This is a genomic window from Nocardia sp. NPDC059240 (assembly GCF_042753865.1).
Classification (GTDB): Bacteria; Actinomycetota; Actinomycetes; order Mycobacteriales; family Mycobacteriaceae; genus Nocardia.
Genome location: NZ_JBHZAC010000010.1, coordinates 105393 through 128680 on the forward strand (window position 1 = coordinate 105393; position 23288 = coordinate 128680).

At 69.1% G+C, this 23288-nt stretch carries 17 protein-coding genes; 10 read left to right on the forward strand and 7 right to left on the reverse strand.

Features of this window, described 5'->3' with window-relative positions:
* Positions 1-31: 31 nt before the first annotated feature.
* Together ACFXHA_RS32465 and ACFXHA_RS32470 are read right to left on the reverse strand one after the other, a co-directional pair.
* On the reverse strand, positions 32-1000 hold the full coding sequence (locus ACFXHA_RS32465) for a transcriptional regulator (protein WP_379362876.1): 969 nt from the start codon (positions 998-1000) through the stop codon (positions 32-34).
* A 77-nt stretch (positions 1001-1077) separates the two neighbouring features.
* Positions 1078-2319: a PucR family transcriptional regulator gene (locus tag ACFXHA_RS32470; RefSeq protein WP_379362878.1), complete on the reverse strand. Its 1242-nt coding sequence runs from the start codon at positions 2317-2319 to the stop codon at positions 1078-1080.
* A 282-nt stretch (positions 2320-2601) separates the two neighbouring features.
* Here ACFXHA_RS32470 and ACFXHA_RS32475 point away from each other — a divergent pair, with 282 nt between their 5' ends.
* Positions 2602-4020 (forward strand): amidase, encoded by a 1419-nt coding sequence (locus ACFXHA_RS32475; protein WP_379362880.1) that lies wholly within the window; start codon positions 2602-2604, stop codon positions 4018-4020.
* A gap of 45 nt (positions 4021-4065) precedes the next feature.
* Here ACFXHA_RS32475 and ACFXHA_RS32480 read toward each other — a convergent pair whose 3' ends face one another.
* The 3 genes from ACFXHA_RS32480 to ACFXHA_RS32490 all read right to left on the reverse strand — a co-directional run bounded on the left by ACFXHA_RS32480 (position 4066) and on the right by ACFXHA_RS32490 (position 8481).
* On the reverse strand, positions 4066-5295 hold the full coding sequence (locus ACFXHA_RS32480; RefSeq protein WP_379362882.1) for a cytochrome P450: 1230 nt from the start codon (positions 5293-5295) through the stop codon (positions 4066-4068).
* 10 nt (positions 5296-5305) lie between these two features.
* Positions 5306-6478, reverse strand: a complete 1173-nt coding sequence (locus tag ACFXHA_RS32485) for a cytochrome P450 (RefSeq protein ID WP_379362884.1) — start codon at positions 6476-6478, stop codon at positions 5306-5308.
* A 236-nt stretch (positions 6479-6714) separates the two neighbouring features.
* Entirely contained in the window at positions 6715-8481 is a 1767-nt protein-coding gene (locus ACFXHA_RS32490) for a protein kinase (RefSeq protein WP_379362886.1), read from the reverse strand.
* Between the two features lie 162 nt (positions 8482-8643).
* Here ACFXHA_RS32490 and ACFXHA_RS32495 point away from each other — a divergent pair, with 162 nt between their 5' ends.
* Complete coding sequence (locus ACFXHA_RS32495) at positions 8644-9087, forward strand: hypothetical protein (protein WP_379362887.1); 444 nt, start codon at positions 8644-8646, stop codon at positions 9085-9087.
* Between the two features lie 15 nt (positions 9088-9102).
* Here the strand turns inward: ACFXHA_RS32495 and ACFXHA_RS32500 are convergent, their stop codons facing one another.
* Positions 9103-10062, reverse strand: a complete 960-nt coding sequence (locus ACFXHA_RS32500) for an SDR family NAD(P)-dependent oxidoreductase (RefSeq protein WP_379362889.1) — start codon at positions 10060-10062, stop codon at positions 9103-9105.
* Positions 10063-10190: 128 nt separating this feature from the next.
* Between ACFXHA_RS32500 and ACFXHA_RS32505 the strand changes: the two genes are divergently transcribed.
* Positions 10191-11366, forward strand: coding sequence for a sensor histidine kinase (locus tag ACFXHA_RS32505; RefSeq protein ID WP_379362891.1), 1176 nt, complete (start codon positions 10191-10193; stop codon positions 11364-11366).
* Entirely contained in the window at positions 11363-12010 is a 648-nt protein-coding gene (locus ACFXHA_RS32510) for a response regulator (RefSeq protein WP_379362892.1), read from the forward strand. Before ACFXHA_RS32505 ends, ACFXHA_RS32510 begins: the two co-directional genes overlap by 4 nt.
* A gap of 4 nt (positions 12011-12014) precedes the next feature.
* Here ACFXHA_RS32510 and ACFXHA_RS32515 read toward each other — a convergent pair whose 3' ends face one another.
* A complete protein-coding gene (locus ACFXHA_RS32515) occupies positions 12015-12728 on the reverse strand; it encodes a FadR/GntR family transcriptional regulator (RefSeq protein ID WP_379362894.1) in 714 nt (237 codons plus the stop codon).
* A gap of 142 nt (positions 12729-12870) precedes the next feature.
* Here ACFXHA_RS32515 and ACFXHA_RS32520 point away from each other — a divergent pair, with 142 nt between their 5' ends.
* From ACFXHA_RS32520 to ACFXHA_RS32545, 6 genes are all read left to right on the forward strand, one after another.
* Positions 12871-14274, forward strand: coding sequence for a GntP family permease (locus tag ACFXHA_RS32520; protein WP_379362896.1), 1404 nt, complete (start codon positions 12871-12873; stop codon positions 14272-14274).
* 2 nt (positions 14275-14276) lie between these two features.
* Positions 14277-14810, forward strand: coding sequence for a gluconokinase (locus ACFXHA_RS32525; protein ID WP_379362898.1), 534 nt, complete (start codon positions 14277-14279; stop codon positions 14808-14810).
* A 47-nt stretch (positions 14811-14857) separates the two neighbouring features.
* Positions 14858-15802 carry an alpha/beta hydrolase family esterase gene (locus ACFXHA_RS32530; RefSeq protein ID WP_379362899.1) on the forward strand — a complete coding sequence of 315 codons (945 nt, stop codon included), beginning with the start codon at positions 14858-14860 and terminating at the stop codon, positions 15800-15802.
* Between the two features lie 140 nt (positions 15803-15942).
* Entirely contained in the window at positions 15943-19842 is a 3900-nt protein-coding gene (locus tag ACFXHA_RS32535; RefSeq protein WP_379362901.1) for a Pls/PosA family non-ribosomal peptide synthetase, read from the forward strand.
* Positions 19842-21197, forward strand: coding sequence for a M1 family metallopeptidase (locus ACFXHA_RS32540; RefSeq protein WP_379362903.1), 1356 nt, complete (start codon positions 19842-19844; stop codon positions 21195-21197). Before ACFXHA_RS32535 ends, ACFXHA_RS32540 begins: the two co-directional genes overlap by 1 nt.
* 218 nt (positions 21198-21415) lie before the next feature.
* Complete coding sequence (locus tag ACFXHA_RS32545) at positions 21416-23119, forward strand: DEAD/DEAH box helicase (protein ID WP_379362905.1); 1704 nt, start codon at positions 21416-21418, stop codon at positions 23117-23119.
* Positions 23120-23288 lie beyond the last annotated feature (169 nt).

Genomic DNA, 23288 nt, shown 5'->3' on the forward strand with positions numbered 1-23288 from the left:
CGGGCCGCCCCGACCGCGGCCCGCCCGGAGTTCATGCCGGCGTGTCCTGCCCGGTGGTCTCGGTTTCGTCCGTTCCAACCACGACCCCCAGGTCGGCCGGGTGGTACAGACCGGGCGGGTAGCGCAGGGCGTGCGCCCTTTCCAGCAGTTCGTGCGCCCGGACCGCGAGGTCCGGGATCCGCGCCGTCGGCCCGGACAGCACCACGGCGGTCAACTCGACCCCGGCCGTTTCCGACAGTGCCGTCAGCGACCGCGACGTCATGGCGAACGCACCCGCCAATCCCCAGCCCGCACTGTCGTCCTGCGGCACCAGCACGATCCCGCCCGAGGCGGCCAGCAGCGACAGCGCCCGCGAGCCGAGTACCGCGCCCAGCGCCGCCTGCACGCGGCGCAGGCGGCGCAGCGCGGTCATCTCCGTCACCGGCCGCAGCTCCGCCTCCGCCGGCGGAATGCGCAGGGCGACCACCTGATACGCGTGCGCGATGCAGATGCCCGTGTGCCGGGCCAGCGTCGAACGGCTGTGACCGCTCAGCAGGGCCGCGACCAGAGTCTGTGCGGCCGTTTGATGTTCGCGCGCCACGAACCGGAACTCGTCCACGTAGGCGGTGGTGGTGGCCATCGTGACCGCCCGCAGCAGGGCCAACAGCAGCTCGGCGCGGCCCGCCGAGGTGGCGTCCGCGCCCGGAGAGTCGGTGACGGCGAGCTCGAGACCGTCGTGGATGGCCTCGTGATAGCCGAGCAGGACCCGGTCGAGATCGATCCCCTCCCGCGCGAATCCGGCCGCCGACTCCGCGACCTCGACCAGCCACCCGGACCCCTGGGCGCCGGGGGCGCGAGCGGCGCGGGCGAGACAGGCGCGCACCCGTTCGTTCACATCACCGGCCCCGGGCCCCTCGGTGTCACCGGCGAACAGTTCGGCCAGTTTGGTGGCGAAGGTCGGTGGGCCCGCGCCGGCTCGCCCCTCGGCCGCGGTGGAATTCGGTCGTTGTCGTATGTTCAACGCGCCCTCCTGATTTCGGCCTCAGGCTACGAGCCGTGGGAGCGTATTCCGCCGTGCCGCCGCCATTTTCGGACACTTCACATATTTCGCTCCGTCTGGCTGTGATCGGCGAAAGTCCGCGCGATGAGCGCGGAACGCAGCTGCCACAGATCCGCGGTCAGGGTGGGATCCAAACCCGTGAGCTGACCGATGCGCTTGAGTCGGTAATCGACGGTATTGGTGTGAATGTGCATGACGCGCGCGGTCCGCTGACGATGAAGATTGTTGCTGATATGACATTGCAGGGTATGCAACAGTTCCGGATGGGCGTCGAGCGGATCCAGTAGGGCGCCCAATGTTTCGCGACCGGGACCGGGACGGGTGAGCTGGTATTCCAGTGCCATATCGGCGAATCGGTACAACCCGGCGACACAGTCGAGCCGCTGCACCATATCCAGTAGTTCGTGTGCCCGGTCGGTGGCGGCGGGGATCTCCGGCGGGGAGGCGGCCACGAGGGTCGCGGTCACCGCCACCCGCGCGGCGGCCGAGAGCCCGGTGATCAGCTCGTCCAGTGTCGCGTCATCCAGGGCGCCGACCGGTATCAGGATGGTTCCGCCGTCGACGCTGAGCAGGGCGAGCGCCGTCCCGCCGCAACGGTTCGCGAGTTCGGCCTGCAGTCTGCGCAGCTTGCGGCGCGCGACCACCCTGCCGTCGAGCATGGGATGCCCCTCGTCCTGGTGTCGCGGAATCGCGAGGGCCAGCACGTGATACGAGTCGGCGATCTCGATACCGCATTCGCGGGCCATGGTCGAGGTGGGGTGCCCGCCCAGCAGGGCCGAGGTGAGGGTGTGCACGGCGGTGTGATGCTCGCCGACCACGGACCGATGCTCGCGCACGTAGGCGCGCGCCACGGTCGCGCTGATCGTATCCAGCAGGCTCACCACGAGTTTCGCGCCGTCGACGAGATGCTGGTAATCCCGTGCGGTCGCGCCCGAGACCACCCGGTCCAGGCCGATCCGGAAGCCCTCGTGGATGGCGTGCAGGACGGTGTCGATCGGCACGCTCTCGCGCGCCCACCCGGCCGCCGCCTCGGCGAGCCGGCCCGACTTGGCCGGGATGTCGCGGCCGTCGAGCATGCTCACCGCGAATTCCAGGCAGACCCGGGTGACATCCGTGACCTCGCCGGAAATGAGGTCGCCCGGCAGGGTTCCGCACGGGACGACATGGTCCACGAAATGACCCACCAGCTGCCGGGATACGGTGCGGACGTCCTGCAAGGGGGCGGACATCGGCTGACCCGAGACGGTCAGGCCCACCCGGAGAGTTCCGTCGGTTGTCATCGTCGACTTCCTTCCGATCTACCGCGTCTCCGCGGTGGCTCTCGAACTCTAAGGTGACCGGGAGCTCACCTTCTACTCTCTTTCCCGGACATCACCCTGCACGCGAAGATCATCGGGTTGAGCTGTGTGAACACCGGATTGACGTAACCGGTAGGCAACGGATACCGGAGTCGGTTGATGAGATCCGCTCACTTTCGATAGATCAACGAATCACCCGTTGCGGTCGCGGGCCGGCGCGCGAAGGTGGACCATGAATGCGCGTCCGAATGATGAGGAGCGCCTGTGGATTCCGATCTCTGTTATGCGTCGGCGCGGGAGCTGGCCGGGTGGCTGCGCGCGGGCGAGCTGTCGGCGGTGGAGTTGACCCGTGCCCATCTCGACCGGATCGAGCGGCTCAATCCCAAGGTCAACGCGATCGTCACGCTCGTCCCCGAACAAGCACTCGCGGCGGCCCGCGACGCCGACCGGCGACTGGCCGCCGGTGCGGAGCCCGGCCCCCTGCACGGGATCCCGATGGCGCACAAGGACACCCACGACACGGCCGGAATCCGCACCACCTACGGCAGCCCGCTGCTGGCCGAGAATGTGCCCGAGCGCGATGAACTGCTGATCGAGCGACTCAAGGCAGCCGGGGTGATCACGCTCGGCAAGACCAACGTGCCGGAATTCGCGGCAGGGTCGCACACGGTCAATCCGGTGTTCGGCGCGACACTCAACCCCTATGACCTGGGCAAGTCGGCGGGTGGCAGCAGTGGCGGCGCGGCAGCCGCACTCGCCTGCGGCATGCAACCGCTCGCCGACGGCAGCGATATGGGTGGGTCGCTGCGCAATCCGGCGTCGTTCTGCAATGTGGTCGGCTTCCGGCCGTCGCCGGGCCGGGTGCCGACCTGGCCGGATCCGATGGCCTGGGCGACGCTGGCGGTGCAGGGGCCGATGGCGCGGACGGTGGCCGATGCGGCGCTGCTGCTGTCGGTGCTGGCGGGGCCGGATCCGCGCTCCCCCATCGCGATCGCGGAGCCGGGCTCACTCTTCGCGGGCTCGCTGGAGCGGGAGTTGCGCGGGCTGCGGGTGGCCTGGTCACCGGATCTGGGCGGCGCGGTGCCGGTCGAACCGGTGGTGCGGGACGTGCTCGAGCGCGCGGTGCGGGTGTTCTCGGATCTGGGTGCGGTGGTCAGTGTGGACTGCCCGGATCTGTCCGGGGCCGAGGAGGTGTTCCGGACGTTACGGGCCTGGCAGTTCGCGTGCGGGCTGGGACCGCTACTGGCGCACCGGGATCGGCTGAAGCCCGCCCTGGTCTGGAATATCGAGCAGGGGCTCACGCTGACCAGCCGCGATATCGCGGAAGCCGAAGTGCTGCACACGATCCTGTTCCATCGGGTGCGGGAGTTCTTCGAGCGCTACGACATTCTGCTGCTGCCGGTCAGCCAGGTGCCGCCGTTCGATGTGGAGCTCGAGTATCCGGAGCAGATCGCGGGCGAGCCGATGCACACCTATCTGGATTGGATGCGCTCGGCGTATCTGGTGAGCGCCACCGGATCTCCGGCGCTGGCGGTGCCGGGCGGGTTCACCACCGCGTGGCTGCCGGTGGGCCTGCAGATCGTCGGACCCCACCGCGCCGACCGGTTGGTCCTGGAGGTGGGTCACGCCTTCGAACAGGCCACCGGATTCGGCACCGTGCGACCGCCGATCACCGCCGGTTGACCCGGATACCGCGGGCCGGTGGTGCACCGGCCCGCGGCGAGCCTGCTACTCCGCGGCCAGGAACACCGGCAAGCTGACGTGCCCATTGGAGATGAAGCTGCCCAGCGGCTTCAACTCCGTTGCGTCCGTGGCCAACCGCAGGTTCGGGAACCGCTCGAACAGCGCGGGCAGCGCGATGGTCGCCTCCATGCGGGCCAGCGGCGCACCCAGGCAGTGGTGCGCGCCGTGCCCGAAGGCCACGTGCTGCTCCTTGGTCTCGCGGTGCACGTCGAAGCCGTCGGCGTTCTCACCGTGGATCTTCGGGTCGCGGCCCGCACCCGCGTACGAGGCCAGGATGGCTTCGCCCTTGGGGATGGTGAAGCCGTCGATCTCGATGTCCTCCACCGCATAGCGCAGCGGCAGGTGCGCGACCGGCGACTGGTAGCGCAGTGTCTCCTCGATGACGTCGCTCCAGGAAGCCTTCTCGGCGACGACCGCGGCCAGCTGCTCGGGATGGGTGAGCAGGGCGACCACGGCCTGGTCGATCAGGTTCACGGTGGTCTCGTGCCCGGCATTGATGACGAGCATGAGGGTCTCGACGAGTTCCTTCTCGCTGAGCTGCGAGCCGTCCTCGTCATCGCGCTCGGCGATCATGGCGGAGGTGATGTCGTCGCCCGGGTGCTCGCGGCGGTAGGCGACGAGTTCGCCCACCCGCCCGTACATTTCCATGAAGTTGGCCATCGACTCCTCGGCGGTGAGCGAACCGTCGAAGAAGCCGTCGACACACTTGTGGATGGCGGCGTCGAGGTGCTCGGGCACCCCCATCAGGCTGCTGATCACGCGGATCGGCACCGGGTAGGCGTAGAGCGAACGCAGGTCCACGACCTCACCGGCCGGCAGCGCGGCCAGGCCGTCGAGCAGCTCGGCCACGATGGCCTCGATGCGCTCCCGCATGGCGGTGGTGCGGCGGGCTGTGAAGGCCGGGGACACCAGCTTTCGCAGCCGGCGATGGTCGGTGCCGTAGGCGGTGAACATGTTCTCCACGACCACCCACGGCAGCAGCGGCCACGCCTCGGTGATCTCACCATTGCGGAACGCGGCCCAGTGCTGACGCGGATCCTTCGACACGCGAGCATCGGCCAGCAGGCTCTTGAGCACCGCCTGATCGGTGATCGACCAGGCCGGCACGCCGCCGGGCAACTCGACGAGCGCGATGGGGCCCTGTGCGCGAATCCGCGCGGATTCGCCTTGGATGTCGGTTCCGGTGACATCCAGCACGATCGGGCTCTGGGACATGAACTGCTCCTTACACCGCGCTCAGCGCGGGGCTAATCGGGAAATCGACCGGCAGTGCCACCATGGCGCGGTGGAACGGGCCGGGACGCCAGGAGATTTCGTGCTTGCCGACGGCCAGCCGCAGATCCGGCAGCGCGTCCAGCAATTCGTCGATGGCGGTCTGCGCCACCAGGTAGGCGACCGAGCGGGCGGGGCAGGCGTGCGGGCCCGCGCTCCAGGCCAGGTGCGAACGGTTGCCGGTGCGGTCGCCGCCCGCGATCTCGGGATCGTTGTTGCAGGCGGCGTGACTGATCACGACCGGCTGATTGGCGGGCAACCAGGTCGTGTCGATGAGGATCGGCTGCTTCGGGAAGCTGGTCGCGAAGTTCGCGATCGGCGGGTCGTTGAAGAGCACCTCGTCGAGCGCGTCGCGCGTGGACAGGCTGCCGCCCAGCACATCTCCGCCGAAGCGGTCGTCGGTGAGCATCAGCAGCAGCGTGTTGCTGATCAGGTTCTGCATGGGTTCGATGCCCGCGCCGTAGAAGCTGACCAGCTGATACAGCATCTCCTCGTCATTGAGGTTCGCGGAGTTGTGCGCCATGCGGGAGGTGACGTCGTCGCTCGGCGCGGCGCGGCGCAGGGCGATGAGTTCCATCAGCGCCTCGCCGAGGGTCTGCATGCCCCACGCGGCGTTCACCGTGTCGAACAACGCCGCCATGCCGGTGGCCACCCGCTGGCCGATATCCGCTGAGCAGCCGACCAATTGGTTGAGTACCTCGAACACCAGCGGCAGCGCGTACTGCGACACCAGATCCGCGGAGCCCTCCGCGCCGATGCCCGCGATCAGCGGGCCCGCGATCCCCTCGACGGTGGCGTGCACGGCGTGCAGGTCGATGCCGTCGATACTCGCGGTGTAGGCCTGCCGGTAGCGGGCGTGCTCGGCGCCGGCATTGCGCAAGGCGTTGGGATACCACTGCATCATCGGCCGGATCGGCGAATCCTCCGGAATGGTGTCCTGCCACGGGCGCGGATCGGCCGGAAAGTGCTCGGGATCATTGAGAATCCGCAGCGCGGTCCGATAGTTCACCACCAGCGTCGCGGGCACTCCAGGCGCGAGCTCGACCGGCACCATCGACCCGTGCGCACTGCGCATGTCCTGGTACGCGCCGTGCGGGTCGGCCACGAATTCCTCTGTCCCCAGCATGATCCGAGGTTCGGCCACCCTGTGCGCCCCGCCCGTCACCGGACAACCACCCGACGCCCCCGACGACCCACCCCATGATCCTGCTGTGTCCAACCCCGAAACTCCCTATCGAATAACAGCTTTCACCCGACCCCGGCCCGAAGTGCCGGGGCGAGTCGAACCTTCGCACCCTAGCAGCCCGTCAGCACGGCCACCCCTTCAGTGAAACAGCACTGCGTGAAACACGCGCCCACGCACTAGCTGTCGACGATGGAGGTGATGAGGGTGCGGGCGTCGGCGGTGCGGGTGGTGACGGTCTGGGTGAAGACGTCGGGGAGCTCTCCCGGGGGCTGCTGGGTGATGCGGACCGACCAGTGGTCGTCGTCGGTGGGGGCGAGGCGGGTGATCTGGACGCAGTACCGGGTGCCTTGCAGCACCGAGTCGATGCCGGATTGGATCTTGGCGGCGTCGGCAATGCTGGCGGCGTCCTCGGCGACGAACTGGCGGGCCGCGGTACCGGAACGCAGGACGTAGTAGGCGTATTGGAAGCCGAGGATGGCGTCGGGGCCGCTGGCGGTGCTGCCGGAATCGATACCCGAGACCGCGTCCGGGGTGCGGCGGGACGGGCAGCCGTCGGCGGCGATCCCGGCGGACGTGCTGATGGACGTGGGCGTCGTGCTCGGCAGCGGCTTGGTCGAGAGCAGGGTGGACGGGCGCGCCAGCACCTCGGGGGTGGTGGAGTCGTGGCTCGAACCCAGCAGGGAGGACAGCAGTCCGACGGCGGCCGCCCCCGCACCGGCGAGCACGGTGACGGTCAGGGCCACCAGCAACACGCGCGATCGCGTCCAGGGTCCGGGCTGCTCGATCGCACTGTGGCGGCCCGCCTCTCGCTGCGGCGGTGCCGAAACCCGTAGGCCTGTCGCAGCGGCACGCGGGCCGGTGGTGGAGCCGCGCGGACCTGTGGTCGACCCGCGCGGGCCGGTGGTCGAGCCACGCGAACCGGTCGCCGACCCGCGCGGACCCGTCGTCGAGCTGCGCGGTCCGCTGTTCGAGCCGTGCGGGTCCGCGGTGGATGCGCGAGCGCCCGGAGTCGATACCGGTGGGCGTGCTGCCGAGGCACGTGGACTCGCGGTCGCGGTATGCGAGCGCGGAATCGTGGCGCGCGAGCGTGAGGCGCGCGCCGGCGGCTCGGCCACGGCGTCGGCGAGGGCCGCCGCCAGCTCGGCGCAGGTGGCGAAGCGGTCGTCCGGATTCTTGGCCATCGCACGCGCCAGCACCGGATCCAACGCGGCGGGCAAGGCCGGGTTGATATCGCGCACCGACGGCACGGGAGCGCTCATGTGCCGGTAGATCAGCTGCGGCAGGTCGCCGTCGGCGAACGGGGCGGCGCCGGTGAGCATCTGGAACAGGGTGCAGCCCAGCGAGTACACGTCGGCCCGGCGGTCGACGCGGGCCTCGCCGTGGAAACGTTCGGGCGCGGTGTACTGGAAACTGGCCATCACCTCGCCGCTGGCGGTGATGCCGCGGGTTTCGTGATTGGACTCCGCGATGCCGAAGTCGGTGAGCAGCGCCCATTCTCGTGGTTGCGCGGTGAGCAGGATATTGGCGGGCTTCACATCCCGATGCAGTACGCCCACATCGTGTGCGTAGTCCAGGGCGCGGGCCACATCGGCGGTGAGGGCGGCGGTGCGCGCGAGTTCCAGCGGTCCGGTCAGCAGTTCGGCGGCCAGGTCCGAGCCGTCGACATAGGCCATCGACAGCCACAGTCGCCCGTCCTCCTCGCCGCGCGCGAAGATGGTGACGATGTTCGGATGCGACAGCCGCGCAATGATGTTGGCCTCGCGCAGGAAACGCTGCCGCACCTCGCCGTCATCCCCGACCACGCGGTTGAGCAGCTTCAATGCGACGAAACGGGGTAGATCCCGATCGTGGGCGAGGTACACCTCACCCATTCCGCCGGCGCCAAGGAGGCGCTCGATCCGATACCCGGCGAAGGTCATTCCCTGCCGGAGCTGCTCACCCAACCAATCCTCCCGATCCACCTGCACCGCAGACAATACCGGGCATCGCCGACACCGAAGCAGTGACACCGCCCCCTGTCAAGCGGCCTGGCCGCGATACCCCCGAATTCGATATGCTTCTGGCTGGAACTTTTCGCGAGTTTCGTTCGGCCGGAAGGACATCGAATGATGACGATGCGGCGGGTACTGGCGGGGTTGATCGCGGTGACGGGGGTCGCGGCGGGGCTGACGGGCGTGGGAACGCCGCCCGCGCGGGCGGATTGGCTCCCCCAGCTCGCCCCCTTCGGGTCGGTGGTCCTCACCGGCGGGGATGCGAATTTCTGCGCGGGAGCGGTCGCCGTCGCGCTGGAGTCGCCACCGGGGATGCCCGGGCACGTGACCGCCCGGGTGACTCCGCTCGGCTATCTCGGCGGGCCCTGCGGCACCCACATCGTGCTGGGCTGGGTCGGATCGGCCGGTCTCGGATCGCGAGAGGTGTACGTGCGCAGCGACACTCCGGGAAAGACCCAGACGGCGGATCTGTGGGTGGGGATGGGTCTGGCGAAGCTGTTCGCCAACAGCTGGCCGCTGCAGGGTCCGTGGGCCGAGTGGTACCTGGTGGTGCGGTAGCCGTTTCGGCCGGTGCTATGCGTGGGCGGTCTTCCCGCCGTCGATCACCAACTGGGCACCGGTCAGGTAGGTGTACTCCGGTGATGCGAGTACCAGGGCGAACGCCGCGATCTCGTCGGGCGTGGCCAGTCGGCCGAGGCCCGGAACGTGGCTGCTCGCCCACTGTTTCATGGCGATCTCATAGGCATCGTCGGGCAGGTTGCCGATCGGGCTGGAGTTACGCACCAATTCCGTGTCGGTGGTGCCCGGCACCAGTGCGTTGATCCGGATGCCGTTGCCGGCGTAGTCGAGAGCGGCGGATTGGACCAGCCCGACCACCCCGCGCTTGCTCGCCGTGTACGCGGCGCGGTCGGTATCCGTGGCGAGCGCATTACTGGACGAGGTGACGACAATGGTGCCGCCGCCTCTTTGGACCATGTGGGGCACTTCGTATTTCAGCGCGAGGAAGTTGCCCCGCAGATTGGTGTTCACCACCTGGTCGAACTCCGCGCTGGAGTATTCGTGCAGCTTCTTCTGAATGGTGATGCCCGCGTTGTTGAATGCCACATCCAGGCCACCGTAGGTCGAGACAGTCGCATCGACGAACCGGCGCACATCGTCCTCGACCAGGACATCGGCGCGGATGTAGGTGGCCTCACCGCCGGCGGCGCGGATCCGCCGCTCCACGTCCTTCCCCCGCTCGACGCGCCGACCGCAGAATGCGACCTTCGCCCCCTCCGCCGCGAACTGCTGCGCGGCAGCGGCACCGATGCCCGAAGTAGCGCCGGTGATCAAGACCACCTTGTCTTCGAAGCGCCGCCGTCCGGACGGATGGAATGCCGGTGGCGAGGCATTGGTGCCCAGTGCAGCCCCGGCGGTGAGCCCGGCCGCGCCGGCAATCACGCCGGAAGCGGCCATTGCACCCAGCAGTCTGCGACGGCTCGTGCGGGGTGGTGTGGATTCGGGTTCGTCACGGACGTTCTCGGCTTCGGTCATAAGGCAACCTTCGCCGAATACACCCCCCATCGGATCGTTCCAGCGGCCGCAGTATCGGCCTGAGGTCGGAGGCATCTCCTACCTGAGGAGGAGATGCGTCATCACGGCGCGCCGACCATGATGAACAGGTGCGAAATCCGGCAGTTCCGCGATCGGAGGCGGGTGTCGTCCGCGGCACCGAATGGCTGCTGTCACCCCGCTCGCTGGCGGTAAGGCTGGGGGTGCTGCTGGCGCTGGCGGTGGGTTACCTGTTGTGCCTTGCACATTCGCCGAGTTGGCTCGATTGCCTGCTGGGACTGACCGCAGTGCTGCTCACCGCGGGCGGTGCGTGGTTCCCGTTGGGGACCTCGTTGGCGACCACGGCGGTGCTGGCGCTCGGCTTCGAGTTCGGGCACACCGGGCCGGTAGTCGCCAAGGTGGCCGCGGGCGTCGCGCTCGCGGAACTCGCGGCGCGCCGCGGTGATTGGCGCCTGTGGGCCGGCGCGGGCGGGCTGGCAGGTGCCTATCTGCTGCATCCGGTAGGTGGCGTGGCGACGCTCGGCTACCGAGCGGTAGTCATGGCTGCGCTGCCGGTGGCGATCGGCGCCCTGCTGCGCACCGCGCGCACGGATGCCGAGCGAGTCCGACAGGAGGCCCGCGACGCCGAGCACCGACACGTCGCCGTGGTTGCGGCCGCTCGCGCTACCGAGCGGACGGCGATCGCCCGGGAATTGCACGACCTGATCGCCCATCACGTCTCGTCCACGGTGTTGCGGGTCGGCGTGGCACAGCACACCATTCGCGATATTCCACCGGCAGTCGACAAGGTGCTCGACGATATCCACGCCAGTGGCAAACAAGCCCTGATCGACCTGCGCAAACTGGTCGTGATTCTGCGGGACCCGCAAGCGTCCGGCGAATCCTTCATCGCCCCGGCGGATCTGCCCGCCGCACTCGACGCCGCCGTGCAGCGGGCCGGTCAGCTGGGTGTGCGGGTGCGAGCGGATATCGGCGAGGTCGCCGGGGTAGACGCGCTGTCGGCATTGACGCTGCTGCGTCTGACACAGGAGGGCCTGGCGAACGTGGTCAAGCACGCGGGCTCCGGCACGGTCGCCGAGCTCGCGATCACCGTGTATGACGAAGGCGTGGACTTTCTGTTGTGCGATATGGGTGTTTCGGTGCCACCCGGCACGTCGGAAACCTCGGGGCTGGGCTTGACGGGACTGTCGGAGCGAGTTGCCCTGCTGGGTGGCGTCCTCGACGCTGGTCCGACCGCCACCGGCTGGCGGCTCGGGGCGCGTCTGCCCACGAAGGCGGCCTCGTGATTCGCGTACTGATCGTTGATGATCAGCAACTGGTCCGGGCGGGTTTGCGCATGCTCTGCGAGAGTGCGGGCGATCTCGAGGTGGTGGGAGAGGCGTCCGGTGGTGCCGAAGCGGTCCGCCTCGCGGCTCGTGGCGGTGCCGATGTCGTCCTGATGGACCTGCGCATGCCCCAGATGGACGGAATTCGCGCCACCGCAGCGATTCTCGCCGCTCATCCGGCCACCCGGGTGCTGGCACTGACCACCTTCGACGATGATGACCACCTCTATCCCGCGCTGGCTGCCGGAGCGTGCGGTTTCCTGCTGAAAGATGCCTCGCCTGCCGATCTGCTGGCTGCCATCCGGCGCGCAGCTACCGGCGACCGCCCCTTCTCTCCGGATGTGCTCGCCCGGGTGGTGGATTCGGCGGTGGCAGCGCAAGCTCGCGGCCGAAACGCGCCGCCCGTCGTCTTTCCCGGCCTTACTGCCCGGGAGGATCAAGTACTCACGCTGATCTCGGAGGGACTGTCCAACGCCGAGATCGCGAACCACCTGAACATCGGAATCACCACTGTCAAAACACACGTAACCAGCCTGATGGCGAAAACCGGTGCCACCAACCGGGTTCGACTCGCAGTCCTCGGCATGCGCGATCAGCCGAGGTAGCACACTAGGTCGCCGGGCGTAGACAGGCGATGGCGGTCGCGGATTCGGTCACGATGTCGCGCATGGCCGCCTCGGCCGCGACCCCGTCACCGGATTGGACGGCCGCGGCGACCGCGGCGTGCAACTGCAGGGCCTGCGGATTCGCCTGGGTGGGCATGAGTTCGTGTTCGGTTCTGCCGGTGAGCACCTCGCGCACGATGGGCGCGAACACCGCCAGCAGCGGATTGCCGGACGCCGCGAGCAGCGTGGCGTGGAAGGTGACGTCGTGCTCCAGATAGGCCGCGGTATTGGCCGAGCGCGCGGTCGCCGACATGCCCATCACCGCGGCCGTCAGATCAGCGCACTGCGTGGGCGTGGCGGCGGTCGCGGCCAGGCGGGCGGCGAGCGGTTCGGTGCCCGAACGCAATTCGGCCAGCCAGGCCAGGTGGGCGAAACGCTGCGGACCGGCCAGCTGCCAGCGAATCAGCTTGGGGTCGAGGGCATGCCACCCGGACGGGTCCAGGACGGTGATGCCCGCGCGGCGGCGGATATCGACCATGCCGAGGGATTCCAGGACGCGGACCACCTCGCGGGCGACCGTGCGGGAGACGTCGAATCGGGTGGCGATCTCGTCGGAGGAGATGCGCGCGCCGGGGGCGATCACCCCGGAGGCGATGTCGGAACCCAGTCGATCCAGCACGGTCTCGTGCAGCGGCAGTGATTCCGACCGATCGACCATGGCTTCAGTCTCACACATCCGAGGCATACCTATCGGCAATGGTTAGGCAATACGTAGTACTTATTCGCGCATCGGCTTGATATAGTCCTCCATATTAGGTCCCTGTGCCCTGGATCACTCCACCTCGACTCGAAGAAGCGTCATGCACAACCCTGACTCGCTCGCCCTGCCGAGCCTGGCCGACGCGGCCACCCAGCACGCCGGGAGCGCGCAGCTCATCACCGCCGCCCTCATCGGTGTCGCCCTCATCGTCGGGCTGATCACCTGGCTGAAGCTGCATCCCTTCCTCGCGCTCGCCATCGGCGCGGTCGCCGTCGGGCTGCTCGCCCGCCTCGGTGCCGCCGACACCGTCGCCTCCTTCGTCAAGGGCTTCGGCTCGACCATGGGCAGCGTCGGCATTCTGATCGGCTTCGGCGCCATGTTCGGCAAACTGCTCGCCGATTCCGGCGGCGCGGATCAGGTCGTCGACACCCTCGTCCGCCGCGCCGGACCGCGCGCACTGCCGTGGGTGATGGGCCTGGTCGGCGCGATCATCGGCCTGCCCATGTTCTTCGAGATCGGCGTGGTACTGCTGATGCCGGTCATCCTGCTGGTCGCCACCCGCTCGCGACTACCGCTGCTGTCGGTGGCGATTCCGGCGCTGGCCGGACTCTCGGCCATGCACGGGCTGGTGCCGCCGCATCCGGGACCGCTCGTCGCGGTGTCGGCGTTGAAGGCGGACCTGGGACTGACCCTGGGACTCGGCGTGCTGGTCGCGGTGCCAACGGTGATCCTGGCCGGTCCGCTGTTCGGCAAGCTCGCCGCCCGCTGGGTGAATGTGCCGGTGCCCGAACTGTTCTCCACCACCGAACCCCAGCCCGAGGAAGCGCGCGGGCCGCGACCGAGCTTCGCCGCGACGCTGGCCACCATCCTGCTGCCGGTCGTGCTCATGCTCGGTAGCGCCGTCTTCGATGTGGTGTCCCCCAAGTCCGGTTCCCCGGTCAAGAAGCTCCTGGATGTGCTCGGCACCCCGGTCGTTGCGCTCGGCATCGCCCTGCTGGTCGGCATGCTGGTGCTCGGCCGCGGCGGGCGGATGACCCGGGATCGCCTGTCCGACACCATGAACAGCGCGCTGCCGCCGATCGCGGGCATCCTGCTGATCGTCGGTGCGGGCGGCGGTTTCAAACAGGTGCTCGTCGACACCGGCATTGCCGCCACCATCGCCGACGCCATCCGCGATTCCAGCCTGCCGGTGCTGCTGCTGGCCTGGTTCGTCGCGGCCCTCATCCGGGTGGCCACCGGTTCGGCGACGGTCGCCACCGTGACCGCCTCGGGCATTCTGGCCCCGGTCGCGGCCGGGCTGAGCAACTCTCACGTCTCGCTCATGGTGCTGGCCATCGGGTCGGGCTCGCTGTTCCTCTCGCACGTCAACGACGCCGGATTCTGGATGGTCAAGGAGTACCTGGGCCTGAACGTGGTGCAGACGCTGAAGTCGTGGAGCGTCATGGAATGCGTGATCTCGCTGTCCGGCCTCGCGGGCGTGCTCGCGCTGAGCGCGGTGATCTAGCGATGGCGACGGACGAGCCCCACATCGTGATCCTGATGGGCGTCTCCGGCTCCGGGAAGTCGACCGTGGCAGGCATGCTGGTGAGCACCCTCGGCTGGGATCTCTTGGAAGGCGATGACCTGCACCCGCCCGCCAATATCGCGAAAATGGCCGCGGGCCATGCCCTCACCGACGCCGACCGCGAACCGTGGCTCGAGGCCATCGCCGACTGGATGTCGCGGGAGGTGACAGCCGGCCGCAGTGCCATCGTCACCTGCTCGGCGCTCAAACGCTCCTACCGGGACATCCTGCGCCGCAGCATGATCGGCCATCCCGACGCAGTGCTGACCTTCCTACACCTGACCGGTTCCCGAGCCGATCTGCAACGTCGCCTCACCGCGCGCATGGACCACTTCATGCCGCCCGGACTGCTGGACTCGCAACTCGAAACCCTCGAGAATCCGGGTCCCGACGAGCACATCGTCGGCATCGAAATCGGCCCGCCGCCAAGCGAAGTCGCCGCCGCGGCGCTGGCCGCCATCCGCGCTCACAGCTGATTCGAAGCTTCAGCCCAGCTTCAGGCTGGATCTCTACGATCACCTGCGTGTACGCACCGAAAATCGCCGCCACGGTCCTGCTCTCCACCGTCCTGATGGCCGCCGGGTGCGGGCACCCGCTGGCGCGCGCCGCCGAGGATCCGACCGTCACCATCGACTTCGGCGGGTTGCAACGCCAGTACGTCATCCACTACCCCGCCAACCGTCCCACCGGCCCGCTACCCGCCGTCCTCGTCTTCCACGGCGGCGGTGGCACCGCGCAGAACACGGCCTCCGCCTTCGGTTTCGACAAACAAGCCGATGCCGACGGGTTCATCGCCGTCTACCCCAACGGTTACGAGAAGTCCTGGAATGACGGCCGCGGCGACGACACCAATGCCAGTGCCGCCAATATCGACGACGTGGGATTCGTTGCGGCCGTGATCGATCGGATCGTCGCGAGCGACAACGTGGACCCGGCACGCGTCTACGCCACCGGCATCTCCAACGGCGGCATGTTCACCGAGGACCTCGGCTGCCGCCTGTCGGGCAAGCTGGCCGCCATCGCACCGGTAGCGGGCCCGCTCCCCCAGGCCGACCAATCCTCCTGCACCCCAAGCCATCCCATGCCGGTGCTGGAGATCCACGGCACCTCCGACCCCATCGTCCCCTACGGCGGTGGCGTGGTGCGGGTCACTTCAGGCCATCACGGGCCGGGTTCGAGCCCGGTGCTGTCGGTCGACGCGACCCAGCAGTTCTGGCGGCAGCAGGACGGTTGCAACGCGGCTACCACGACACCGCTGCCCACCCATACCGACGACGGCACCACCGTGACGCTCACCTCCTCGGACTGCTCCGGCGGCGCGCAGGTAGAGCTCTATTCGATTGCCGGTGGCGGTCACACGTGGCCCGACGGTCCGCAGTACCTGCCCCAGGCCCTGGTCGGGAAGGTCAGCCACCAGTTCGACGCTACCGACGTTATCTGGCAGTTCATGTCCCGGTTCCACAATTAGCCCTGGCCGAACACCGGACAACCAGGACGTACCGGTACCGTGAGCGGATGCCCGCCATAGAGTTTGCCTGCCGGTAACTCTCGTATGAAACAACCAACGCGCAAGCGCCCGATGGTGACACGAGAGGTGAGCACGGACTGATGCCGCAACCGCAGGCCGAGACCGAGATCGACGCCGACCCCCTATTGCGGGCCGCTGCGGCGCCGCCGATCCGCACCCTGGTGGATATTCTCGCCGCGACCACCGCGGCGCACCCCGACGCACCCGCGCTCGACGACGGCGAGGAAGAACTCAGCTACGCCGAGCTCAGCGCCGAGATCGCCGTCGCCGTCGAACGCCTGGCCGCGGCCGGCGTGCGCGCCGGTGACCGGGTCGGCGTGCGCATGCCCTCGGGCACCCGGGGGCTCTACATCACGATCCTCGCGGTGCTGCACGCTGGTGCGGCGTACGTGCCGGTGGACGCCGACGACCCCGACGAGCGCGCCAAACTGGTGTTCGGTGAGGCCCGGGTCTCGGCGATCGTGACCGGTTCGGGTATCGAAACGACCGGGGCCGCAAGGACATCCGAGTCCGAGGCGACAACCACGCGCGCGCCCGAGCCGACCGACGACGCCTGGATCATCTTCACCTCCGGCTCCACCGGCACCCCGAAAGGTGTTGCGGTCACCCATCGCAACGCCGCCGCGTTCGTCGACGCCGAGGCCCGGCTGTTCCTGCAGGACGCCCCGATCGCCCCCGGCGACCGGGTGCTGGCCGGGTTGTCGGTCGCCTTCGACGCCTCCTGCGAGGAGATGTGGCTGGCCTGGCGGCACGGCGCCTGCCTGGTGCCCGCGCCGCGCGCCCTGGTGCGCACCGGTGCTGACCTGGGACCGTGGCTGGTGCGCCGCGAGATCAGCATCGTCTCCACGGTGCCGACGCTGGCCGCCACCTGGCCCGCCGAGGCGCTGGACCCGGTGCGGCTGCTCATCTTCGGCGGCGAGGCGGTACCGCCGGAGCTCGCCGAACGGCTTGCGGGCAACCAGGATTCCGAACGCGAGGTGTGGAACACCTACGGCCCCACCGAGGCCACCGTGGTGGCGTGCGCGGCCCTGCTCGACGGCGGCTTCCCGATCCGCATCGGCCTGCCGCTGGACGGCTGGGACCTCACCGTCATCGACGCCGCCGGAAATCCGGTGGGCGAGGGCGAATCCGGTGAGCTGGTGATCGGCGGCGTCGGCCTGGCCCGCTACCTGGACCCGGCCAAGGACGCCGAGAAGTACGCGCCGCTGCCGTCGGTCGGCTGGGAACGCGCCTACCGCAGTGGCGATCTGGTGCGCAACGATCGCGCGGGCCTGGTGTTCCTGGGCCGCGCCGACGACCAGATCAAACTGGGCGGGCGTCGCATCGAACTCGGTGAGATCGACAACGCGCTGCAGCATCTGCCGGGCGTCACGGGCGCGGCCGCCGCGATCCGGACCACCAAGGCGGGCAACAAGATCCTCGTCGGCTACCTCACCGGACCCGACGCGGGCTACGACCTGAGCGCCGCGAGAACCATTCTCGCCGACCAGCTTCCGGCCCCGCTGGTGCCGCGTCTGGCGGTCGTTGCCGAACTGCCCACCCGGACCTCGGGCAAGGTGGACCGCGACGCGCTGCCGTGGCCGCTGCCCAAGGCCACCGCCGCCACCGCGGAGGCCGGCCTGTCCGAGACCGAGCAGTGGGTTGCGGGACTGTGGGATTCGCTCCTGGGTGCGGAAGTCGCCGATCCCACCGCCGACTTCTTCGACCTGGGTGGCGGCTCGCTCGCGGCCGCCCAGCTCGTCGCCGCGCTGCGGGAACGCTACCCGCACGTCGCCGTCGCCGACCTCTACGATCAGCCGCGCCTGGGTGCGCTGGCCGCGTTCCTCGACGGGTCCGCACCGGTCGCGGCGGTCGAGGTGCGGCACGTGCGCCCGGTTCCGCTGCCCGCGCAGCTGTTCCAGGTGCTGGCCACCATTCCACTGACCACCCTCACCGGGCTGCAGTGGCTGACCTGGCTGGCCATCGTCGGCAATATCGCCGCCTGGTCGGGCTCGCTGCCCTGGCTGCCGCATCTGTCGTGGTGGTGGACGCTGGCCGCGTTCGTGGTCTTCATCTCCCCGCCGGGCCGAATGGCCCTGTGCGTGGCCGGTTCCCGGTTGCTACTCAGCGGCATCGAGGCGGGCAGCTATCCGCGCGGCGGCTGGGCGCATCTGCGGCTCTGGATGACCGTTCGGCTCTCGGAGGCCAGCGGGGCGGAAAACCTGTCGGGCGCACCCTGGATGGTGCCGTTCGCACGAGCGCTGGGCGCGCGCGTCGGCCGCGGCGTCGACCTGCACACGCTGCCGCCGGTCACCGGCATGCTCGAACTCGGCGACGGCTGCAGCGTCGAACCCGAAGTGGATCTGTCCGGCTACTGGATCGACGGCGACGTGGTCCACATCGGCCCGATCCAGATCGGCCCCGGGGCCGTCGTGGGATCGCGCTCGATGCTGCTGCCCGGCACCAGGATCGGCCGCAATGCCGAGATCGCGCCCGGTTCGGCCGTCTCCGGCAAGGTGAAGGCCGAACAGGAATGGGCGGGCTCACCGGCGGTGAAGGTCGGTAAGGCACAACACCGCTGGCCCGACGAGACGCCCGCGCGGGCCTCGCACTGGGTCGCCATCTTCGGCATCACCTCCATGGTGCTGGCCTCCGTGCCGATCGCGGCACTGGGCAGCGGCGGCCTCTTGATCGCCTGGTGGATTCGCGACACACAGACCCTGGGAGCCGGTTTCGGCCGCGCCTTCGCCATCCTGCCGGTCGCCATGCTGCTGGTCCTGGCCGTCTACGCGGTAGTCACCGTGGTGGCCGTGCGCCTGCTCGCCATCGGACTGCACGAGGGCCATCACCCCGTGCGCAGCCGCGCGGGCTGGCAGGCCTGGGCCACCGAACGACTACTGGATTCCGCGCGCACCTTCCTGTTCCCGCTCTACGCCAGCCTGCTGACCCCGGTCTGGCTGCGGCTGCTCGGGGCGAAAGTCGGCAAGCGCGTGGAGATCTCGACCGTGCTGCTGCTGCCCAAGTTCACCGTGGTCGCCGACGGCGCGTTCCTGGCCGACGACACCATGGTCGCCAGTTACGAATTGGGCGGCGGCTGGCTGCGCATCGGCGAATCCAAGGTCGGCAAGCGCGCGTTCCTGGGCAACTCCGGCATGACCGCGCCGGGCCGTCGCGTCCCCAAGAACGGTCTGGTCGCGGTGCTTTCGGCGGCTCCCTCCAAGTCCAAGGCCGGGTCGTCGTGGCTGGGCAGTCCGCCCACGCGGCTGCGGCGCGCCGCCGAATCCGGTGACACCGCGCGCACTTTCGATCCGCCGCTGCGCCTGCGGGTCGCCCGCGCGGTGGTCGAGACCTGCCGGTTGATCCCGGTATTGGTGACCTTCGCCATCGGCCTCGGGGTGCTGTTCGCGCTGGCGTGGCTGGCCCGCAACCTCGGGCATCTGCCCGCCGCACTCTTGAGCGGACTGGTGCTGCTCGCGGCGGGCGCGCTCGCGGGCACCGTCTCGGTCATCGCGAAATGGCTGCTGGTGGGCCGGATTCGGAACGAAGAGCATCCGCTGTGGAGTTCCTTCGTGTGGCGCAACGAGGTCGCCGACACCTTCGTCGAGCATGTGGCCGCACCGTGGTTCGCGCGCGCCGCGACCGGTACGCCCGTGCTGAACCTCTGGTTGCGCGGACTCGGCGCGACCATCGGCCGCGGGGTATGGTGCGAATCTTATTGGCTTCCGGAGGCTGACCTGGTGACACTCGGTGATGGTGCGACGGTGGAGCGGGGCTGTGTCGTCCAGACGCACCTGTTCCACGATCGAATCATGGCCATGGACACCGTGACTCTCGGTGCGGGCGCGACGCTCGGTCCGCACTGTGTCGCGTTGCCCGCCTCCGCGATCGGCGCGGGCGCGACCATCGGACCGGCGTCACTGGTGATGCGTGGTGACAGTGTGCCGCCGTCGAGCCGGTGGTGGGGCAACCCGATCGCGCCGTGGCCGGAGGGGGGCAAGTGATGCCAGGGCAGTTCGACGAGCCCATCGATGACTATCTGCCGCAGAACGGAAATCGCGGCTACCGGGTCTCTCGTTATGAGCTCGAACTCGTCTACAAGGTGGCCAGCAACCGTTTGGCGGGCCGCGCCGACATCACCGCGGTGACCACCACGGTGCGAGATCGGTTCGCGCTGGACCTTTCTCAGTCGCTGGCGGTGTCGAAGGTCTTCGTGAACGGCGCCAAGCCCGCGAAGTTCGTGCACCAGCGCGGCAAGCTGGTGATCACGCCGCGGCAGCGGATTCCGGCGGGCGGCGTGCTCGCCCTGTCGGTGCACTACGCGGGCCCGCCGAAACCGGTGCGCGGGCCGTGGGGCGAGGTCGGCTGGGAGGAGCTCACCGACGGTGCGCTGGTGGCCAGCCAGCCCAATGGTGCGGCCTCCTGGTTCCCGTGTGACGACCATCCCAGTTCCAAGGCCAGCTACCGCATTTCGATCACCACCGACTCCCCTTATTACGCGCTGGCCAACGGCACCCTGATGCGCAAGCAGACCAAGGCGAGCCAGACCACCTGGGTCTACGAGCAGCCCGAACCGATGTCGAGCTACCTGGCCACCATTCAGATCGGTCAATACCGTCGTCAGCGCATCGACGCCCCGCGCGGCACGGTGCCCATGCAGGCGATCCTGCCGCCGCGGGTGCGGGCCGCGTTCGAGCACGACTTCGCGCGGCAGCCGCAGATGATGGATGTGTTCACCGAGGCGTTCGGGCCCTACCCGTTCGAGGCGTACACCGTGGTGGTCGCCGACGACGACCTCGAGATTCCGATTGAGGCCCAGGGCATCTCGGTGTTCGGCGCGAACCACTGCGACGGGCGGCGCGGCCACGAACGCCTGGTGGCGCACGAATTGGCGCACCAGTGGTTCGGCAACAGCCTCACCATCGCGCAGTGGCGTGACATCTGGCTGCACGAGGGTTTCGCCTGTTATGCGGAATGGCTTTGGTCACAGGCCGCGGGGGGTCCGAGCGCCGATCAGCTGGCCCGCACCGCGCACCGCAACCTCGCGCGGCTGCCGCAGGATCTGACCCTGGCCGACCCCGGGCCGGAGCGGATGTTCGACGATCGGGTGTACAAACGCGGCGCGCTCACCCTGCACGCCCTGCGTCTGACCTTGGGCGATACCGCGTTCTTCGACCTGTTGCGGGCCTGGACCGCACGGTATCGGCACGCCTCCATCCGGACCGACGAATTCACCGATCTGGCCGGGCATTACAGCCCGGTCCCGCTGCGCCCGCTCTGGGATGCCTGGCTGTATGCCCGGCCACTCCCGGCCCTGCCGCCCCTCCCCGCGTACGGGGCACAGTCCTCGACCGGGTAGACTGCCAGCGAACACAGCAGTTGATCATGGATGTGACACGGTCACATCAAGCGTCGTAGATCGCTACCATTCCTGAGCAGCCCCCACTGCGCGGCAAGCTTTCCTTACGGCGATCGATTTTGCCCATCGGCAATCTCGCCACCCCAGTGCCCCCGGCGCGGACATCGTTCCGCAGCACGGCTCGGGCAACCCGATGCCCGAAAGGCACCGCAACACCGATGAACAACCCCCAGACTTCCTTTGCCGCGCTCGGCGTCCGCGCACCCCTGGTGCGCGCGCTCACCGAGGCCGGAATCACCGAACCCTTCCCGATCCAGGCCGACACCCTGCCCGATTCGCTGCAGGGCCGGAATGTGCTCGGCCGCGGCAAGACCGGCAGCGGCAAGACCCTCGCCTTCTCCATCCCCATGGTCGATCGGCTCGGCAAGGACGCCGGCCGTCCCATGCCGCACCGGCCGCGAGGCCTGGTGCTGGCCCCCACCCGTGAGCTCGCCACCCAGATCGCGGCCGCCATGGAACCCCTGGCCGCCGCCTACCGGATGACCGTGACCACCATCTTCGGCGGCGTCTCCCAGCATCGTCAGGTGCAGGCGCAGAAGCGTGGCGTCGATATCGTGATCGCCTGCCCGGGCCGCCTCGAAGACCTCATGAAGCAGGGTCTGATCAAGCTCGACGCCGTCGAGATCACCATCATCGACGAGGCCGACCACATGGCCGACCTCGGCTTCCTGCCCGGCGTGACCCGCATCCTGGCCGCCACCCCCGAAACCGGTCAGCGCCTGCTGTTCTCGGCGACCCTCGACAACGGGGTCAACAAGCTGGTCAACCGGTTCCTGCCGGACGCGGTGAAACACTCTGTCGACGAGGCCAATTCGCCGGTCGCCGCCATGACCCACCATGTGTTCGAGGTGTCCAGCGCCGAGACCAAGCGGCTGGTCGTGCAGCAGCTGGCGTCGGGCACCGAACGCCGAATCCTGTTCACCCGCACCAAGCATCAGGCCCGCAAGCTGGCCAAGCAGCTCTCCGTCGCCGGAATCCCGGCCGTCGACCTGCACGGCAATCTGTCGCAGCCCGCCCGTGACCGCAACCTCGCGACCTTCGCCGCCGGTGACGCCAAGGTTCTGGTCGCCACCGATGTGGCGGCGCGTGGCGTGCACGTCGACGGCGTCGAGCTGGTCGTGCACGTGGATCCGCCCGCCGAGCACAAGGCCTACCTGCACCGCTCGGGCCGCACCGCGCGCGCCGGGAATGCCGGTGACGTCATCACCCTGGTGATGCCGGATCAGCGTGGCGACCTGGCCGCGCTCATGCGCAAGGCCAAGATCGACGTCACGCCGCAGCGGGTGACCGCGAACTCCCCCGTGGTCGCCGAGCTCGTCGGGGACATTGCCCCGCTCGTCGCGTTCTCGGAGCGGGCCGCGGCCCCCGCCGCGAATTCGGAGCGGTCCGAACGACGTTCGGGTGGCGGCCGCCGCGACGAGGGCACGGGCGCTCCGCGTGGCCGTCGTCGTGGCCGCCCGGCGCGTGAGGCGGGCGACACCGGCACTGCCGGTCGTCCCCACGCCCGGTATGCCGAGGACCCGACGGGCGGTCGCCCGAGTGGGCGTCCGGCCACGGGCGCCCGGCGCGGGGCCAAGTCCGAGCCGCGCGGTGGTCGCGCCGACCACGATCAGTCGTTCGCCGGGGCGCGTAGCGGCGGACGGCAGCAGGCGCGTGGCGCAGCCGATTCCGCGAACGGTCGTCCGGCGCGTGCGGAGGGCAACGGCAATCCGCGGGCCCGCCAGCGCGCCGAAGGTGGCAGCACCGGTGCCGCGCGACAGGGTGGCCGCGGTGGTGCTGCGGCCGCTGCCGGGAGCACCGGCGGTCTCGCCGGGTTCTCGCGCTCCGGTGCGGCGTCGCCGCGCCGCCGTCGCAACGGCTGATCCGACTTTCGATCCACGTCCACGGGCGCGCGGCTTCGGCCGCGCGCCCGTCGGCGTTTTCCGGTCAGAAAATGGGACAATTGCCCGTATCTACCTGACTTCCCATTTCATACAGTTAACAGATAGCAAGCAGCTGCCCGCTTTGTGATTCGAATATCTGTCAAGTGGT

Excerpts from the sequence above, each read along its gene's own strand:
- ACFXHA_RS32500 (WP_379362889.1), bottom strand. The coding sequence starts at position 10,062 with ATGACCGAAGCCGAGAACGTCCGTGACGAACCCGAATCCACACCACCC.
- ACFXHA_RS32480 (WP_379362882.1), bottom strand. The coding sequence starts at position 5,295 with ATGTCCCAGAGCCCGATCGTGCTGGATGTCACCGGAACCGACATCCAA.
- ACFXHA_RS32515 (WP_379362894.1), bottom strand. The coding sequence starts at position 12,728 with ATGGTCGATCGGTCGGAATCACTGCCGCTGCACGAGACCGTGCTGGAT.
- ACFXHA_RS32525 (WP_379362898.1), top strand. The coding sequence starts at position 14,277 with ATGGCGACGGACGAGCCCCACATCGTGATCCTGATGGGCGTCTCCGGC.
- ACFXHA_RS32495 (WP_379362887.1), top strand. The coding sequence starts at position 8,644 with ATGATGACGATGCGGCGGGTACTGGCGGGGTTGATCGCGGTGACGGGG.
- ACFXHA_RS32540 (WP_379362903.1), top strand. The coding sequence starts at position 19,842 with ATGCCAGGGCAGTTCGACGAGCCCATCGATGACTATCTGCCGCAGAAC.
- ACFXHA_RS32535 (WP_379362901.1), top strand. The coding sequence starts at position 15,943 with ATGCCGCAACCGCAGGCCGAGACCGAGATCGACGCCGACCCCCTATTG.
- ACFXHA_RS32545 (WP_379362905.1), top strand. The coding sequence starts at position 21,416 with ATGAACAACCCCCAGACTTCCTTTGCCGCGCTCGGCGTCCGCGCACCC.
- ACFXHA_RS32470 (WP_379362878.1), bottom strand. The coding sequence starts at position 2,319 with ATGACAACCGACGGAACTCTCCGGGTGGGCCTGACCGTCTCGGGTCAG.
- ACFXHA_RS32485 (WP_379362884.1), bottom strand. The coding sequence starts at position 6,478 with ATGCTGGGGACAGAGGAATTCGTGGCCGACCCGCACGGCGCGTACCAG.
- ACFXHA_RS32520 (WP_379362896.1), top strand. The coding sequence starts at position 12,871 with ATGCACAACCCTGACTCGCTCGCCCTGCCGAGCCTGGCCGACGCGGCC.